This is a genomic window from Arcobacter thermotolerans (assembly GCF_983172305.1).
Map to the genome: position 1 here is coordinate 1 of NZ_CFAFZJ010000004.1, position 13280 is coordinate 13280.

At 29.6% G+C, this 13280-nt stretch carries 11 protein-coding genes and 1 rRNA gene; 10 read left to right on the forward strand and 2 right to left on the reverse strand.

Annotated elements, in window-relative coordinates; genetic code table 11:
• From rrf to AC5LG6_RS04215, 4 genes are all read left to right on the forward strand, one after another.
• Positions 1-95: ribosomal RNA gene (gene rrf / locus AC5LG6_RS04200) — 5S ribosomal RNA — on the forward strand; the annotation flags it as partial.
• Positions 96-369: 274 nt separating this feature from the next.
• Positions 370-1647 (forward strand): phosphopyruvate hydratase, encoded by a 1278-nt coding sequence (eno, locus tag AC5LG6_RS04205; RefSeq protein ID WP_498585782.1) that lies wholly within the window; start codon positions 370-372, stop codon positions 1645-1647.
• Positions 1648-1679: 32 nt separating this feature from the next.
• Positions 1680-1889, forward strand: a complete 210-nt coding sequence (locus tag AC5LG6_RS04210) for an FtsB family cell division protein (RefSeq protein WP_260925360.1) — start codon at positions 1680-1682, stop codon at positions 1887-1889.
• A complete protein-coding gene (locus AC5LG6_RS04215; RefSeq protein ID WP_498585783.1) occupies positions 1886-2626 on the forward strand; it encodes an AMIN domain-containing protein in 741 nt (246 codons plus the stop codon). The genes AC5LG6_RS04210 and AC5LG6_RS04215 overlap by 4 nt, the downstream gene beginning before the upstream one ends.
• A 32-nt stretch (positions 2627-2658) precedes the next feature.
• Here the strand turns inward: AC5LG6_RS04215 and AC5LG6_RS04220 are convergent, their stop codons facing one another.
• Entirely contained in the window at positions 2659-3813 is a 1155-nt protein-coding gene (locus AC5LG6_RS04220; protein WP_498585784.1) for an MFS transporter, read from the reverse strand.
• Positions 3810-4574: an alpha/beta fold hydrolase gene (locus AC5LG6_RS04225; protein WP_498585785.1), complete on the reverse strand. Its 765-nt coding sequence runs from the start codon at positions 4572-4574 to the stop codon at positions 3810-3812. Before AC5LG6_RS04225 ends, AC5LG6_RS04220 begins: the two co-directional genes overlap by 4 nt.
• Positions 4575-4784: 210 nt before the next feature.
• Here AC5LG6_RS04225 and rpsL point away from each other — a divergent pair, with 210 nt between their 5' ends.
• From rpsL to AC5LG6_RS04255, 6 genes are all read left to right on the forward strand, one after another.
• Positions 4785-5165 (forward strand): 30S ribosomal protein S12, encoded by a 381-nt coding sequence (rpsL, locus tag AC5LG6_RS04230; RefSeq protein ID WP_066154936.1) that lies wholly within the window; start codon positions 4785-4787, stop codon positions 5163-5165.
• A gap of 15 nt (positions 5166-5180) precedes the next feature.
• Positions 5181-5648, forward strand: coding sequence for a 30S ribosomal protein S7 (gene rpsG, locus AC5LG6_RS04235; RefSeq protein ID WP_066154938.1), 468 nt, complete (start codon positions 5181-5183; stop codon positions 5646-5648).
• An 11-nt stretch (positions 5649-5659) separates the two neighbouring features.
• Positions 5660-7768, forward strand: a complete 2109-nt coding sequence (gene fusA, locus AC5LG6_RS04240; protein WP_498585786.1) for an elongation factor G — start codon at positions 5660-5662, stop codon at positions 7766-7768.
• 124 nt (positions 7769-7892) lie between these two features.
• Positions 7893-8759 (forward strand): NAD(+)/NADH kinase, encoded by an 867-nt coding sequence (locus AC5LG6_RS04245; protein WP_260875207.1) that lies wholly within the window; start codon positions 7893-7895, stop codon positions 8757-8759.
• Positions 8760-8761: 2 nt separating this feature from the next.
• The gene (locus AC5LG6_RS04250) at positions 8762-10294 is read left to right on the forward strand and encodes an AAA family ATPase (RefSeq protein ID WP_498585787.1); all 1533 of its coding nucleotides are present in this window, start codon (positions 8762-8764) and stop codon (positions 10292-10294) included.
• 34 nt (positions 10295-10328) lie between these two features.
• Entirely contained in the window at positions 10329-13232 is a 2904-nt protein-coding gene (locus tag AC5LG6_RS04255) for a methyl-accepting chemotaxis protein (RefSeq protein WP_498585788.1), read from the forward strand.
• The last annotated feature ends 48 nt before the right edge of the window (positions 13233-13280 follow it).

A 13280-nucleotide genomic window follows, 5' to 3' on the forward strand; every position in this document is an offset into this window, starting at 1 on the left:
GAAATACCCAGTCCCATTCCGAACCTGGTAGTCAAGCACTTCATCGCCGATAATACTGCTGGGTCCCCCGGTGGAAACGTAGGTCGCTGCCAGCTCATTGAGTTTTTATTATATCCAAAGAGCTTATCTTGTCTTACTACACTCTTAAAGTAGGTCAAGGTAAGCTTTTTTATTTTACCTCTTTTTTCTGCAAGCTTTTTTATCTTTACATTCTACATTAATATTCTGGTTTTATATTTATTTTCTAGTAAAACTTATTTTTTATATTAAGTTAAATGATTATTTTAAAATACTATATTATAATAAAAGCTAAAGCCAAATTTTTTTTAGATATAATCCTGCTAAAATATTCAAAACTAGGAGACCCAAGTGGTATTTATTGATAATGTTTATGCTGATGAAGTGATGGATTCAAGAGGAAATCCAACTGTTAGAGCAACTGTAATTTTAAGTGATGGTACAAAAGCGAATGCTATTGTTCCAAGTGGTGCAAGCACAGGAAAAAGAGAAGCTTTGGAATTAAGAGATGCAGATAGCAGATTTTTAGGTAAAGGTGTTTTAAAAGCTGTTGAAAATGTAAATACAAGAATTGCTGATGAGTTAATTGGACAAAGTCCATTTAATCAAGCGGAAGTTGATGCAATTATGAAAGAACTAGATGGAACACATAACTACTCTAATCTTGGAGCAAATGCTGTTTTAGGTGTTTCTATGGCAGTAGCACGAGCAGCTGCAACTTCACTTAATATGCCACTTTATAGATACCTTGGTGGAGCAAATGCTATGACTATGCCAGTCCCAATGTTTAATATTATAAATGGTGGAGAGCATGCAAATAACTCTGTAGATTTCCAAGAGTATATGATTATGCCAACAGGTTTTGAAAACTTTAATGAAGGTTTAAGAGCAGTTGCAGAGATTTATCAACACCTTAAAAAAATTATTGATGCAATGGGTGAAAGTACAGCAGTTGGTGATGAGGGTGGATTTGCTCCAAATTTAAAATCAAATGAAGAACCAATTTCAGTTATTATGAGTGCAATTGAAAAAGCTGGATATAAAGCTGGAGAGCAAATCTCTATTGCTCTTGATGTTGCTGCTAGTGAATTAATAAATGAATCTGGAAAATATGTATTAAAAGGTGAAAATAGAGAGTTAACAAGTGCTGAGCTAGTTGCTTACTATGAAAATCTTTGCTCAAAATATCCAATCGTTTCAATTGAAGATGGTTTAAGTGAAGATGATTGGGATGGATGGAAAATCCTAACTGAAAAACTTGGAAACAAAGTTCAATTGGTTGGAGATGATCTATTTGTTACAAATGCATCTATTGTTGCTGAAGGTATTAAAAAAGGTATTGCAAATGCAGTATTAATCAAACCAAATCAAATTGGAAGTGTAAGTGAAACAATGCAAACAATCAGACTTGCGCAAAGAAATAACTACAATTGTATTATGAGTCATAGAAGTGGAGAGAGTGAAGATGCATTTATTGCTGATTTTGCTGTTGCTTTAAATTGTGGACAAATCAAAACAGGAAGTACAGCAAGAAGTGATAGAATCGCAAAATATAACAGACTTCTTGAAATTGGAACAGAAATTGGTTATAGTGAATATTTAGGGAAACAACCTTTCTCTAAAAAATAATGTCTAATAAAAAAAGTAATATTTTTGGATTTATGCTAGTAGTGATTTTTTCACTATTAGTTACTGTTTATTTTGCTTATCATTGGGTGAATCTTCTTTTTGGAGATAATTCAATACAAGTTTATAACTCTTTAAAGCATAAAAAAGAGTACTTAGAAGATGAAATTTCGAGATTGCAAAAAGAGAATGCTTATTTGCAAAAAGAGTATTTTGAATTAAAAAATTTGGAGCCAGAAGAATGAAAAAAGTAATTTTAGGAATATCTATAATATTTTGTGTAACACTTAGTGGTAGAGATAACCCATTTGCAAAATACGAAGAAGAGACAGGAAAAATGTATGAGTTAAATGAAACTCCAAAAACTGTTGAAGAGATTCAAGAGGCACAGTATATTCAAAAAATACAAAATCAAATGAATTCTCAAAGTGAACCAGTATCATCTGCACCTAAAGCTAATGTACAAAAAGCACCAGAAAAAACTTATACTAAAAAAGAGTTAGAAGCTATTGTTCAAAAAGCAAATAAACAAAATGAACAAAAAACTAAAGAGATTGTAAAAAAAGAGCTTGCAAATGTTAAAAAGGAGCCAGAGCAGGTAATTTACGTAAAGCCAAGAGCTGATGTAGATAGCGATAAAACAAGTACTACTGTAAATCCTAGTTCAAATTTATTAAAACAAAAAAACATTTTGCCATTTTTAAAGATTGAAAGCAGTGACAATGAGTTGATTATACGAAGTGAACATAAAATGTTTAAAAAATTTTCTATTGATAAAGAGAATAAATTAGCTTTTGATTATAAAGCTAAAGTAAATTTTAATACAAAAAAAGAGATTTTAGCAGGAAATAATTTTAAGAATATTACAGTCGGAAATCATCAAAAAGGTGGTTATTATAGAGTTGCTGTTGAGCTTGGTTCTAAAGTATCAAAGTATAGTGTTGATGTTAATGATAAAGAGATTGTAATTAAATTAAAATAGTTTTTTTAATTTATATTTATTAAAAGAGAAGATTATATCTTCTCTTTTGAATATTTTATATAAAAAAGCATACATAACAAAAGTCCAAAAAATTCCATAAAAGCACCAACTAGTGCAGGATATTCAAAACCTAATCCATACAAAAGTGGAATTCCTCCAAATAAAGCTCCTAAAGAGCTTGCTACATTAAAAGCAGCTTGCATAAAAGCAGCTCCTAGCATTTCAGAGTTTTTTGCACTTTTAACCATTACCATATTTATTGGAGTCCCCACACTCATAGCAAAAACACCACAAATAAAAGTTAAAATAATAGATAAAATCTTATTTTCAGATAAGAAAAATACCAAGATTAAAAAAATTACCATAAAACTTAAAAGATAAATAGCTACTTTTATTGGGTCTTTTTTATCTGCTAAATATCCACCTAAAATATTTCCAGCAACCATTCCAACTCCAGCAACAAGCATTAAATAGGAGATTGAGCTAGGTGAAAATTTTGAAACATTGATTAAAAGAGGTGCAATATAACTAAACCATGCAAAAAGTCCTCCAAATCCAATAGCAACTATTAAAATAATATGCCAAGCTTTAAAAGTGAGAAAAAACTCTATCTCCTCTTTAAAAGTTACTGTTTTAAGTGATTTTAGTTTTGGCATAAATTTGATTAGAGCTAAAATAGTAAATATACCTAAAAGTGAAACAATTAAAAAAGCCCATTTGTAGCTAGTATTGTGTCCTATATATGTTAAAAATGGTACCAATAATAAAATTGCTAATGTAAGACCTGTAAACATAGAAGAGACTGCTTGAGCTTCTTTACCCTTTTTTGATAACTTTATTGCAACAATTGTTCCAACTCCAAAAAAAGCACCATGAGGAAGACCTGCAAGAAATCTTGACATCAAAAGAGTATTGTAATCAGGAGCTACAATTGATAAGGCATTAAATAGAGTAAATAAAATCATATAAACTATTAAAATATTTTTTGGTGGAAATTTTGAACTTAAAGCTACTAAGATTGGAGCTCCAACTACAACACCAAAAGCATAAGCAGATATTAAATGTCCAGCAATTGGAATAGAAACTCCTAAATCTTTTGCGACATCTGGTAAAAGTCCCATAATAATAAATTCAGTTGTTCCAATTGCTAATCCACCTAAAGCAAGAGGAAATATTTGTTTTGTCATAGATTCTTTACCCAAAATTCAATTTTTGAAGCAAAAAGCAGTGGGCATTCAATCATAGGATAATGTCCCGCCTCTTCAAATTCTATAATCTCAACATCATTAAACTCTTCAAAATATTTTGCTACTTCATTTTTTGAGAAAACTGGAAAATCATATTTTCCAGTGATAATTTTAATAGGAACATCAATTTCAAGTTTTTCAAAATTACTTTCATAATCTATATTTAAATACATATTCATATAAGAAATTCTAGCTTCTAAAAGAGAAGAGTTGTAAGCTAAATTTATACGATAATCTTTCCAAATTTGATTATATCTTTTGCTAGATTGTTCTACTATATCTTCTATTTTACCACTGTTTATTTCCATTTGAGTTAATAAATTATCTTTAGCTTTTTGTGTACTTTTTACTCCTTTATAAGATATTGGAGTTAGTAAAATTAGTTTTTTAACTCTTTTATCTTTTGAAGCTATATGTTGAGCTATCATTGAAGACATAGAGTGAGCGACTAAAACATAATCAGTCAATTTTAAATTTGTTACTAAATTTATTACATCGTTTACAGCTTCATCTAAATTATATTTTCCTAAAATATTTTTTGATAAGCCATATCCTCTTAAATCAACCATGAAAATTGTAAAAAGATTTTTATCAAAGTAGATTAAACAATTTTCATAATTTGTACAATCGCCCATTAATTCATGTAAGAAAATAAGTTTTTTTTCACCATTTCCAAATTTTTTGTAGTTTAATATTGTCATTATTTTTGCCTTTAAAAAAAAATTCTATTATAAAATTGATAATAATGTAATAAAGAAAATTTTAAGAGCATTTAGGTACAATGCAAAACTTTTTTAGAAAACACTACAACAGTTTCCTAGAATGGTAGTATCGCTTCAAAGTATTTTGAAGATTACGAGAAGCATGAGTGGGGCTATAACTACTCAAACCAAATATTATAAAGGAAAGAAATGCCTACAATACAACAGCTTGTAAGAAAAGAGCGAAAAAAAGTGGTTGAGAAATCAAAATCTCCAGCACTTAAAAAATGTCCACAAAGAAGAGGAGTATGTACAAGAGTATATACAACAACTCCAAAAAAACCTAACTCGGCTTTAAGAAAAGTTGCAAAAGTTAGATTAACAACTGGATTTGAAGTTATTTCATACATCGGTGGAGAGGGACATAACCTTCAAGAGCACTCAATTGTGTTAGTAAGAGGGGGAAGAGTAAAAGATTTACCTGGGGTTAAATACCACATTGTAAGAGGTGCGTTAGATTCAGCTGGTGTAAATAACAGAACTGTATCTAGATCTAAGTATGGTACAAAAAGACCAAAAGCTAAAAAATAAGTAGAAGGATAGAAAATGAGAAGAAGAAAAGCTCCAGTTAGAGAGATAATGGCTGATCCTATCTACAATAGTAAAGTGATCACAAAATTTGTTAATGCAATTATGCTAGATGGTAAAAAATCTGTTGCTGAAAAAATCCTTTATGGTGCAATAGATAACCTTGATAAAAGAGGTGAAGAAAAAGGTTTTGACCTGTTTGAAAAAGCAGTTGAAAATGTTAAACCACTTTTAGAAGTAAGAAGTAGAAGAGTTGGAGGAGCTACATATCAAGTTCCTGTTGAAGTTAGAGCTGTAAGAAGACAAACTTTAGCACTTAGATGGCTTATTGATGCTTCAAGAAAAAGAAATGAAAGAACAATGGTAGAAAGACTTGCAAACGAACTATTCGAAGCAGCAAACGAAAGAGGAGCATCTTTTAAGAAAAAAGAAGATGTACATAGAATGGCAGAGGCTAACAAAGCATTTGCACACTACAGATGGTAGGATAAATTATTATGGCAAGAAAAGTACCCTTAAATAGAGTTAGAAATATTGGTATTGCTGCGCACATTGATGCAGGAAAAACTACAAGTACAGAGAGAATTCTTTTTTATACAGGAATCTCTCATAAAATTGGTGAGACTCATGAAGGTACAGCAACAATGGACTGGATGGAGCAAGAGCAAGAAAGAGGTATTACAATTACTTCTGCTGCAACAACATGTTTTTGGAATCACCCAAAAACAAATGAGCAACTACAAATAAATATCATTGACACTCCAGGTCACGTTGACTTTACAATTGAAGTTGAAAGATCAATGAGGGTTCTTGATGGTGCTGTTGCAGTATTTTGTTCAGTTGGAGGAGTTCAACCACAATCTGAAACAGTTTGGAGACAAGCAAATAAGTATGGAGTTCCAAGAATTATCTATGTAAATAAAATGGATAGAACAGGTGCAAACTTCTTTAATGTTATGAATCAAGTAAGAGATAGATTAAAAGCTAATCCAGTTCCACTTCAAATTCCAATTGGTTCAGAAGACCAATTTAGAGGAATGGTTGATTTAGTAAAAATGAAAGCTTACACTTATACTCTTGATGCACAAGCTGGAGAGATGTATAAAATTGAAGAAATTCCTGCTGATTTAGTTGATACTGCTAATGAGTATAGAGAAAAATTAGTTGAAGCTGCTGCTGAGTCAAGTGATGAGTTAATGGATAAATACTTAGGTGGTGAGGAATTAACTGAAGAAGAGATTACAGCTGGAATTAAAAAAAGATGTTTAGCAATGGAAATTACTCCTATGGTTTGTGGAACATCATTTAAAAATAAAGGTATCCAACCACTTCTTGATGCTGTTGCTATGTATTTACCATCTCCAACTGAAGTTGCTGATATTAAAGGTGAGACACAAGATGGTGAAGCTGTAATTGTTCCTTCAACTGATAAAGGTGAAGTTGCTGCTCTTGCATTTAAAATTATGACTGACCCGTTTGTTGGGCAATTAACATTTACAAGAATTTATAGAGGAATTTTAGAGTCTGGAACTTATGTATTAAACTCTACAAAAATGAAAAAAGAGAGAATCGGAAGATTACTTAAAATGCATGCAAACTCAAGAGAAGAAGTTAAAGAACTTTATGCTGGAGAAATTGGTGCAGTTGTTGGTCTTAAAGATACAATTACAGGTGATACTTTAGCTTCTGAAAAAGATCCAGTTATTCTAGAAAGAATGGATTTTCCAGAACCAGTTATTAGCGTTGCTGTTGAGCCAAAAACAAAAGCTGACCAAGAAAAAATGGGTATTGCTTTAGGAAAACTTGCTGAAGAAGATCCATCATTTAGAGTATGGACTGATGAAGAAACTGGACAAACTATTATTGCTGGAATGGGTGAGTTACACCTTGAAATTCTTGTAGATAGAATGAAAAGAGAGTTTAAAGTTGAAGCTGAAGTAGGTGCTCCACAAGTTGCATATAGAGAGACTATTAGAAATGCTGTTAAGCAAGAGTATAAATATGCAAAACAATCTGGAGGTAAAGGTCAATATGGACATGTTTACTTAGAGATTAAACCTCTTCCTGCTGGAAGTGAACCAACATTTAAATTTAATAATGAAATTAAAGGTGGGGTTGTACCAAAAGAGTATATTCCAGCTGTTGAAAAAGGTGCATTTGAAGCTATGCAAGGTGGTATTCTTGCTGGTTACCCAATGGTTGATATTGAAGTTACACTTTATGATGGAAGTTATCACGAAGTGGATTCATCTGAGATGGCATTTAAATTAGCTGCTTCAATGGGATTCAAACAAGGTTGTAGAAGTGCAGCTGCAGGTGCAGTTTTACTTGAGCCTATTATGAAAGTTGAAATAGAGACTCCTGAAGATTATATGGGAGATGTTATTGGAGATTGTAATAAAAGAAGAGGACAAGTTCAATCTATGGATGATAGAGCTGGTATCAAACTTGTTACGGCAATGATCCCATTATCTGAAATGTTCGGATATTCAACAGATTTAAGATCTATGTCTCAAGGAAGAGCAACATATTCTATGATATTTGACTCTTACCAAGAAGTTCCTAGAAATGTATCTGAAGAGATTATGAAAAAAAGAAATGGTTAATCCATTTTAGATTTTTATTAAAAAGGGATGTGCTTTTGCATATCCCTTTTTTTTATTAGTTTTATATGAGTAATTTACTACAATTACAAATTATTTATATAAAATTAAAAATAAAAGATTTAAATTGAGATTAGATAGAAGCTATAAATTACTAAAAAAGATTGAAAATATTGGAATTATTTTAAAACCAAATAGTCCAGAATTAAAAGATGCATACTTAAAAATAAAAGATCTTTTTGAAAATAAAAATATAAATATTTTTCTTGAAGAACAATCAGCAAAAATGATAGATGCTAGTGGCTTATCTTTTGAAGATTTGTGTTCAAAAGTCGATTTTTTAGTAAGTGTTGGTGGCGATGGTACTCTTTTAGGAGTTGTAAGAAGAGCTTTTAAGTATGAGTTACCAGTACTTGGTATTAATTTAGGAACTTTAGGATTTCTAACTGATTTAAACATGAATCAACTTCCTGAGTTTATTGAAGATTTATTAAAGAATAATTATAAAATTAATCAAAGAATGATAATTAAAGGTTCAATAAAAAGTAAAAAATTTATAGCTTTTAATGATATTGTAATTTCTAGAAAAAATTTATCATCAATGCTAGAAGTTAAAGCAAAAATAGATGGAAAAGCTTTTAATACATATTTTGGTGATGGTTTGATTGTATCAACTCCAAGTGGCTCAACAGCTTACAACCTATCTGTTGGAGGACCAATAGTTTACCCATTAACTGAAGCTTTTATCATAACTCCTATAGCTCCGCATTCTCTAACACAAAGACCAATAGTTGTACCAGCTGATTTTGAAATAGAGTTTAAAGTTACACAAGATAGTGGAGCTGTTGTTATAATTGATGGTCAAGAGCTATATGATTTAGAAAAAGATGAAATAATAAAAATAAAGATTGCTACAAAAAAAGCAAAAATGCTTCATAGAAGTAGTAGAGATTTTTTTAAAGTTTTAAGTGAAAAACTAAGATGGGGTAACTAAAAGTGATAACTAGATTATATATAAAAAATTGCTTATCTTTTAAAGAAGTAGATTTAGAATTTAATAGTGGATTAAATATTTTTACAGGTCCAAGTGGAGCTGGAAAATCAATACTTATGAGAGAGATACTAGCTTCTTTTGGTCTTGAAGATGTAAAATCTGAAATAGTAGAGGTTAATTTAAATAATTCAAGAATAAAAAATGAAGAGTTTGATATAAATTTTGAAGAAGATATAGTAATAAAGTGTCTTAAAAAAGAGAAGGCAAGATATTTTTTAAATAGTCAATCTTTATCAAAAAAAACTTTGAGTGAAATATCAAATAATTTGATAAAATATTTAAGTCTTAGAGATACAAGTGACTTTAAAAGTGAAACTTTGATTGAATTTTTAGATAGATATGCAAACAAAAATTTTCCTGAATTTAAAAATATAAAGATAGATTTTGATAATAAATATAAAGAATTTATAGATATTGAAAAAAGATTATCTAAGATAAAAGATGATGAAAAAAATCTTGAAGATTTAAAAGAGTTTGCAAAATTTGAAATATCAAAAATAGAAGAGATTAATCCAAAAGAGAATGAGTATGAAGAGTTAAATAGTATAAAAAAAGCTTTGGCAAAAAAAGAGAAAATTGAAGTTGCTAGTAAAAAAGCATCAATCATTTTTGAAAATGCAAGAGCTGTTAATGAGTTACTTGAGATTTTAGAAGTGGATTCAAGTTTTTTTGATGAAGCAATAAATGAATTTACAAATATTTTAGAAAAAGCAAATGATACACTTAGTGAACTTGAAGATATAAATATAGAAGAGACTTTAAATAGAATAGAGAAAATATCTTCTTTATTAAAAAGATTTGGTACCATAAAAGAGTGTTTAGAATATAAAGAGCAGAAACAAAAAGAGCTTGAAAATTACAATAATATTAGTTATGAAAAAGATGAGCTTGAGCAAAAGTATAATCAGCTAAATGAGATAATATTAGACTTAGCATATAAGATATCAAACTATAGAGAAAAAAGTATAGGAATTTTAGAAAAAAGTGTTAACTATTATTTAGATTTTTTATATTTAAATAGTGCAAAAATTACTCTAACAAATAAAAAATTAGATTATAGTGGTGTTGATTTTGTAGAGTTTACATTAAATGGAGTATCTATAGCAACTATTAGCTCAGGTGAATATAATAGGTTAAGATTAGCACTTTTAAGTTCAATTAGTGAGTTTGATATAGCAGATAATGGAGTACTTTTTTTAGATGAGATAGATGCAAACTTAAGCGGGAAAGAGAGTGATGCAATATCAAAAGTTCTTATAAAACTAAGTAAAAATTATCAAATTTTTGCAATTTCTCATCAAATACAGTTGGCTTCACAGGCAAATCAACACTTTTTAGTAGAAAAGATAGATGGTAACTCTGTTGTTAAAATTTTAGATAGTACTCAAAGAGCAAAAGAGCTAGCAAGAATGATAAGTGGAGAAAATGTTACAAATGAGGCTTTAGATTTTGTAAAAAATTTGTTAAAGAGCTAAAAAATATAGATTTTTTTTAAATAATGATATAATAATGGCATTTAATTGCATTGGAGCTAAAAAAATGTTAAAAAGTATATCAATAAAAGCAAAATTATTAATATTATCAATTGCGACAATTGTCTTAATATCAATAATTATAGCTATTGACTCGATTTATTCACTTAAATCTTTTTCAAGTGAAACAATAGAGAAGTACAAAGAAGAAGCTTATGCAAAAAAAGAGGAAGAGCTTAAAAACTATGTTTCGTTAGCTATGAAAACAGTTGAAGCTTATCATCAAAGAACTTCTGTAGAAAAAGTTAAAATTGAGGTTGAAGAAGAGCTTAAAAAACAGACTATGTTTCTTTTTTCTATTTTAGAAGCAGAGTATGAAAAAAATAAAAATATCCTATCTAAAGATGCTTTACAAGAGAGATTAAAAGATATTGTAAATGCTACTAGATATAGCAAAACAGGATATTTTTGGATAAATGATTTAGATGCGGTTGTTTTAATTCACCCAATTAATCCTAAGTTAAATAATAAAGATATGCATGAATACAAAGATCCAAATGGGAAACAAATATTCAAAGAGTTTGCAGATATTGCAAAAAAAGATAAAGAGGGTTTTATTGATTATGTTTGGCCAAAACCAGGTTTTGACCAACCACAACTTAAAGTATCTTTTGTAAAATTATTTGCTCCATATAACTGGGTTATTGGAACTGGTGAATATGTTGAAAATGCTACAGCTAAAATTCAAGCAGAAGCTTTAAAAACTATTTCAGAGATGAGATATGCAAATAATGACTATTTTTGGATAAATGATTCTCACCCAAAAATGATTAACCATCCTACAAATAGTAAATTAAATGGAACAGATTTAAGTAATTATGCTGATCCTTATGGTACAAAACTCTTTGTAGAGATGGCAAGAGTTACAAATGAGAAAAAAGAGGGTGGACTTGTAAAATATTATTGGGATAAACCAAATAAGAAAAATGATCCTAAAGAGAAGTTCTCTTATGTACAAAAATTTGAGCCTTGGGATTGGATAATAGGAACAGGTGCTTATGTTGATGATATTGAAGCAGAAGTTGCCTTGATGCAAGAGAATACAAATGCAAAAATAGCAACGATAATAGCAAGTATTGCACTATTTTCTTTTATTTCGGTAATCATAGCAATTTTAATTTATAACTATTTTGTAAATAAAGCTATCATAAGACCACTTGATGAGCTTGATATTGCTATAAAAGATATAGCAAGTGGAAATGAGCAAGCAGATAGAATAAATAAAAAATCAGATGATGAGATAGGAAAAATTGTTGATAGCTTTAATGAATATATTTCTAAACTTAGAAAAGGTTATATTGAAGATGGTCAAGTTATAGAAAACGTAGATGAAGTAATAGATAAAATCGCACAAGGGTTTTATGTTTATAAGATAGAAAAAACATCTTCAAATCCACAAATTCAAAGATTAAGAGACTCAATTAATCATATGATTGAAAGAACAAATGAAAATTTGGTGAGTTTAAATAATACTTTAATAGAGTATGGGAATTCAAATTTTCAAGGGGTTGATTCAAAACTTGATACAACAAAAGTAAATGGAGTTATGTCATCTTTAGCAACTAGTACTCAGCTAATAGGACATACGGTTTCAGAATTTTTATCAATGATAGTAGCAACTGGTACAAAGTTAAATAACGATACAGCAGTTTTATCAAAATCTGCAAAAGAGTTATCAACTTCGGCAAATGAGCAGGCAGCTTCGCTGGAGCAAACAGCAGCAGCAGTTGAGCAAATAACTGGAATTATAAAACAAAGTGTTCAAAAAACATCTCAAATGTCAGTTTTAGCTTTAGAGCTACAAAAATCTTCAAAAGAGGGAGAAACTCTTGCAAGTAGAACAAATCAGGCAATGGATGAGATAAATAAAGAGGTTAGCTCTATAAATGAAGCTATCGAAGTAATTGATCAAATAGCATTCCAAACGAATATTCTAAGTCTAAATGCAGCTGTTGAAGCTGCAACTGCTGGAGAAGCTGGAAAAGGTTTTGCAGTTGTTGCCCAAGAGGTTCGAAATCTTGCAAGTAGAAGTGCAGAAGCTGCTAAAGAGATAAAAAATATTGTTGAAATTGCAACTTCAAAAGCAAACGAAGGAAAAGGTATAGCAAATAGTATGAAAGATGGCTATACTGATTTGAATAAAAAGATAAATGAGACAATTATTCTAATTGAAGATGTTTCAAAAGGAAGTAAAGAGGAAGAAGTTGGAATTTTACAAATAAATGACACAATAAATGTCTTAGATAGTGTAACACAAGTAAATGCTAACTCTTCTCGAATAATCAGTAATCTTGCAACAGAAGCTTCAAGTTTATCAAATAATCTTTTAAAAATTGCAGATCGTGCTAAATTTAAACAAGTTGAACCAAAAATTATAGAAGATATAGATTTGGTATTTAAAGTTTCAAAACTTAAAAATGACCATATTAAATTTAAGCTTGTAAACTTTGATAAAATAGGACAGAGTAAAACTCCTTGGAGTGTTACAAAACCAACTGATTGCGATTTAGGAAAATGGATTGCTGAGCAAGAGCAAAAAGGTATGAGTTTTACAAAAAATCAAAGCTGGAAAAATCTAAAAGAGCATCATGAAGTAGTTCACAATAGTGTACAAAACTATATAAATGAAGATTGTAAAGATGAACCAAATAGAGATTTATTAAAAAAACTATCAGAGCAGTTAGATATTTCAACTATTGAAGTATTTAAATCTTTAGATCAAGTAAAGATTGATAATATAAAAGCAGTGAGTGAAACAAATATTAATGAAGTAGAAACCTTACAAAATAAAAATCAACTTCAAGCTAAAGAGAATATAGAAATTACAAAGAAAAAAGAGTTTAAATCATCTTCAAAAGATGATGAGTGGGAGAGCTTCTAAAGCTCTTTGCTTGTCGCAAAACTTAAGATTTATCAAAAAAAAGATACA

Excerpts from the sequence above, each read along its gene's own strand:
- AC5LG6_RS04220 (WP_498585784.1), bottom strand. The coding sequence starts at position 3,813 with ATGACAAAACAAATATTTCCTCTTGCTTTAGGTGGATTAGCAATTGGA.
- rpsG (WP_066154938.1), top strand. The coding sequence starts at position 5,181 with ATGAGAAGAAGAAAAGCTCCAGTTAGAGAGATAATGGCTGATCCTATC.
- AC5LG6_RS04255 (WP_498585788.1), top strand. The coding sequence starts at position 10,329 with ATGGCATTTAATTGCATTGGAGCTAAAAAAATGTTAAAAAGTATATCA.
- rpsL (WP_066154936.1), top strand. The coding sequence starts at position 4,785 with ATGCCTACAATACAACAGCTTGTAAGAAAAGAGCGAAAAAAAGTGGTT.
- AC5LG6_RS04210 (WP_260925360.1), top strand. The coding sequence starts at position 1,680 with ATGCTAGTAGTGATTTTTTCACTATTAGTTACTGTTTATTTTGCTTAT.
- fusA (WP_498585786.1), top strand. The coding sequence starts at position 5,660 with ATGGCAAGAAAAGTACCCTTAAATAGAGTTAGAAATATTGGTATTGCT.
- AC5LG6_RS04215 (WP_498585783.1), top strand. The coding sequence starts at position 1,886 with ATGAAAAAAGTAATTTTAGGAATATCTATAATATTTTGTGTAACACTT.
- AC5LG6_RS04225 (WP_498585785.1), bottom strand. The coding sequence starts at position 4,574 with ATGACAATATTAAACTACAAAAAATTTGGAAATGGTGAAAAAAAACTT.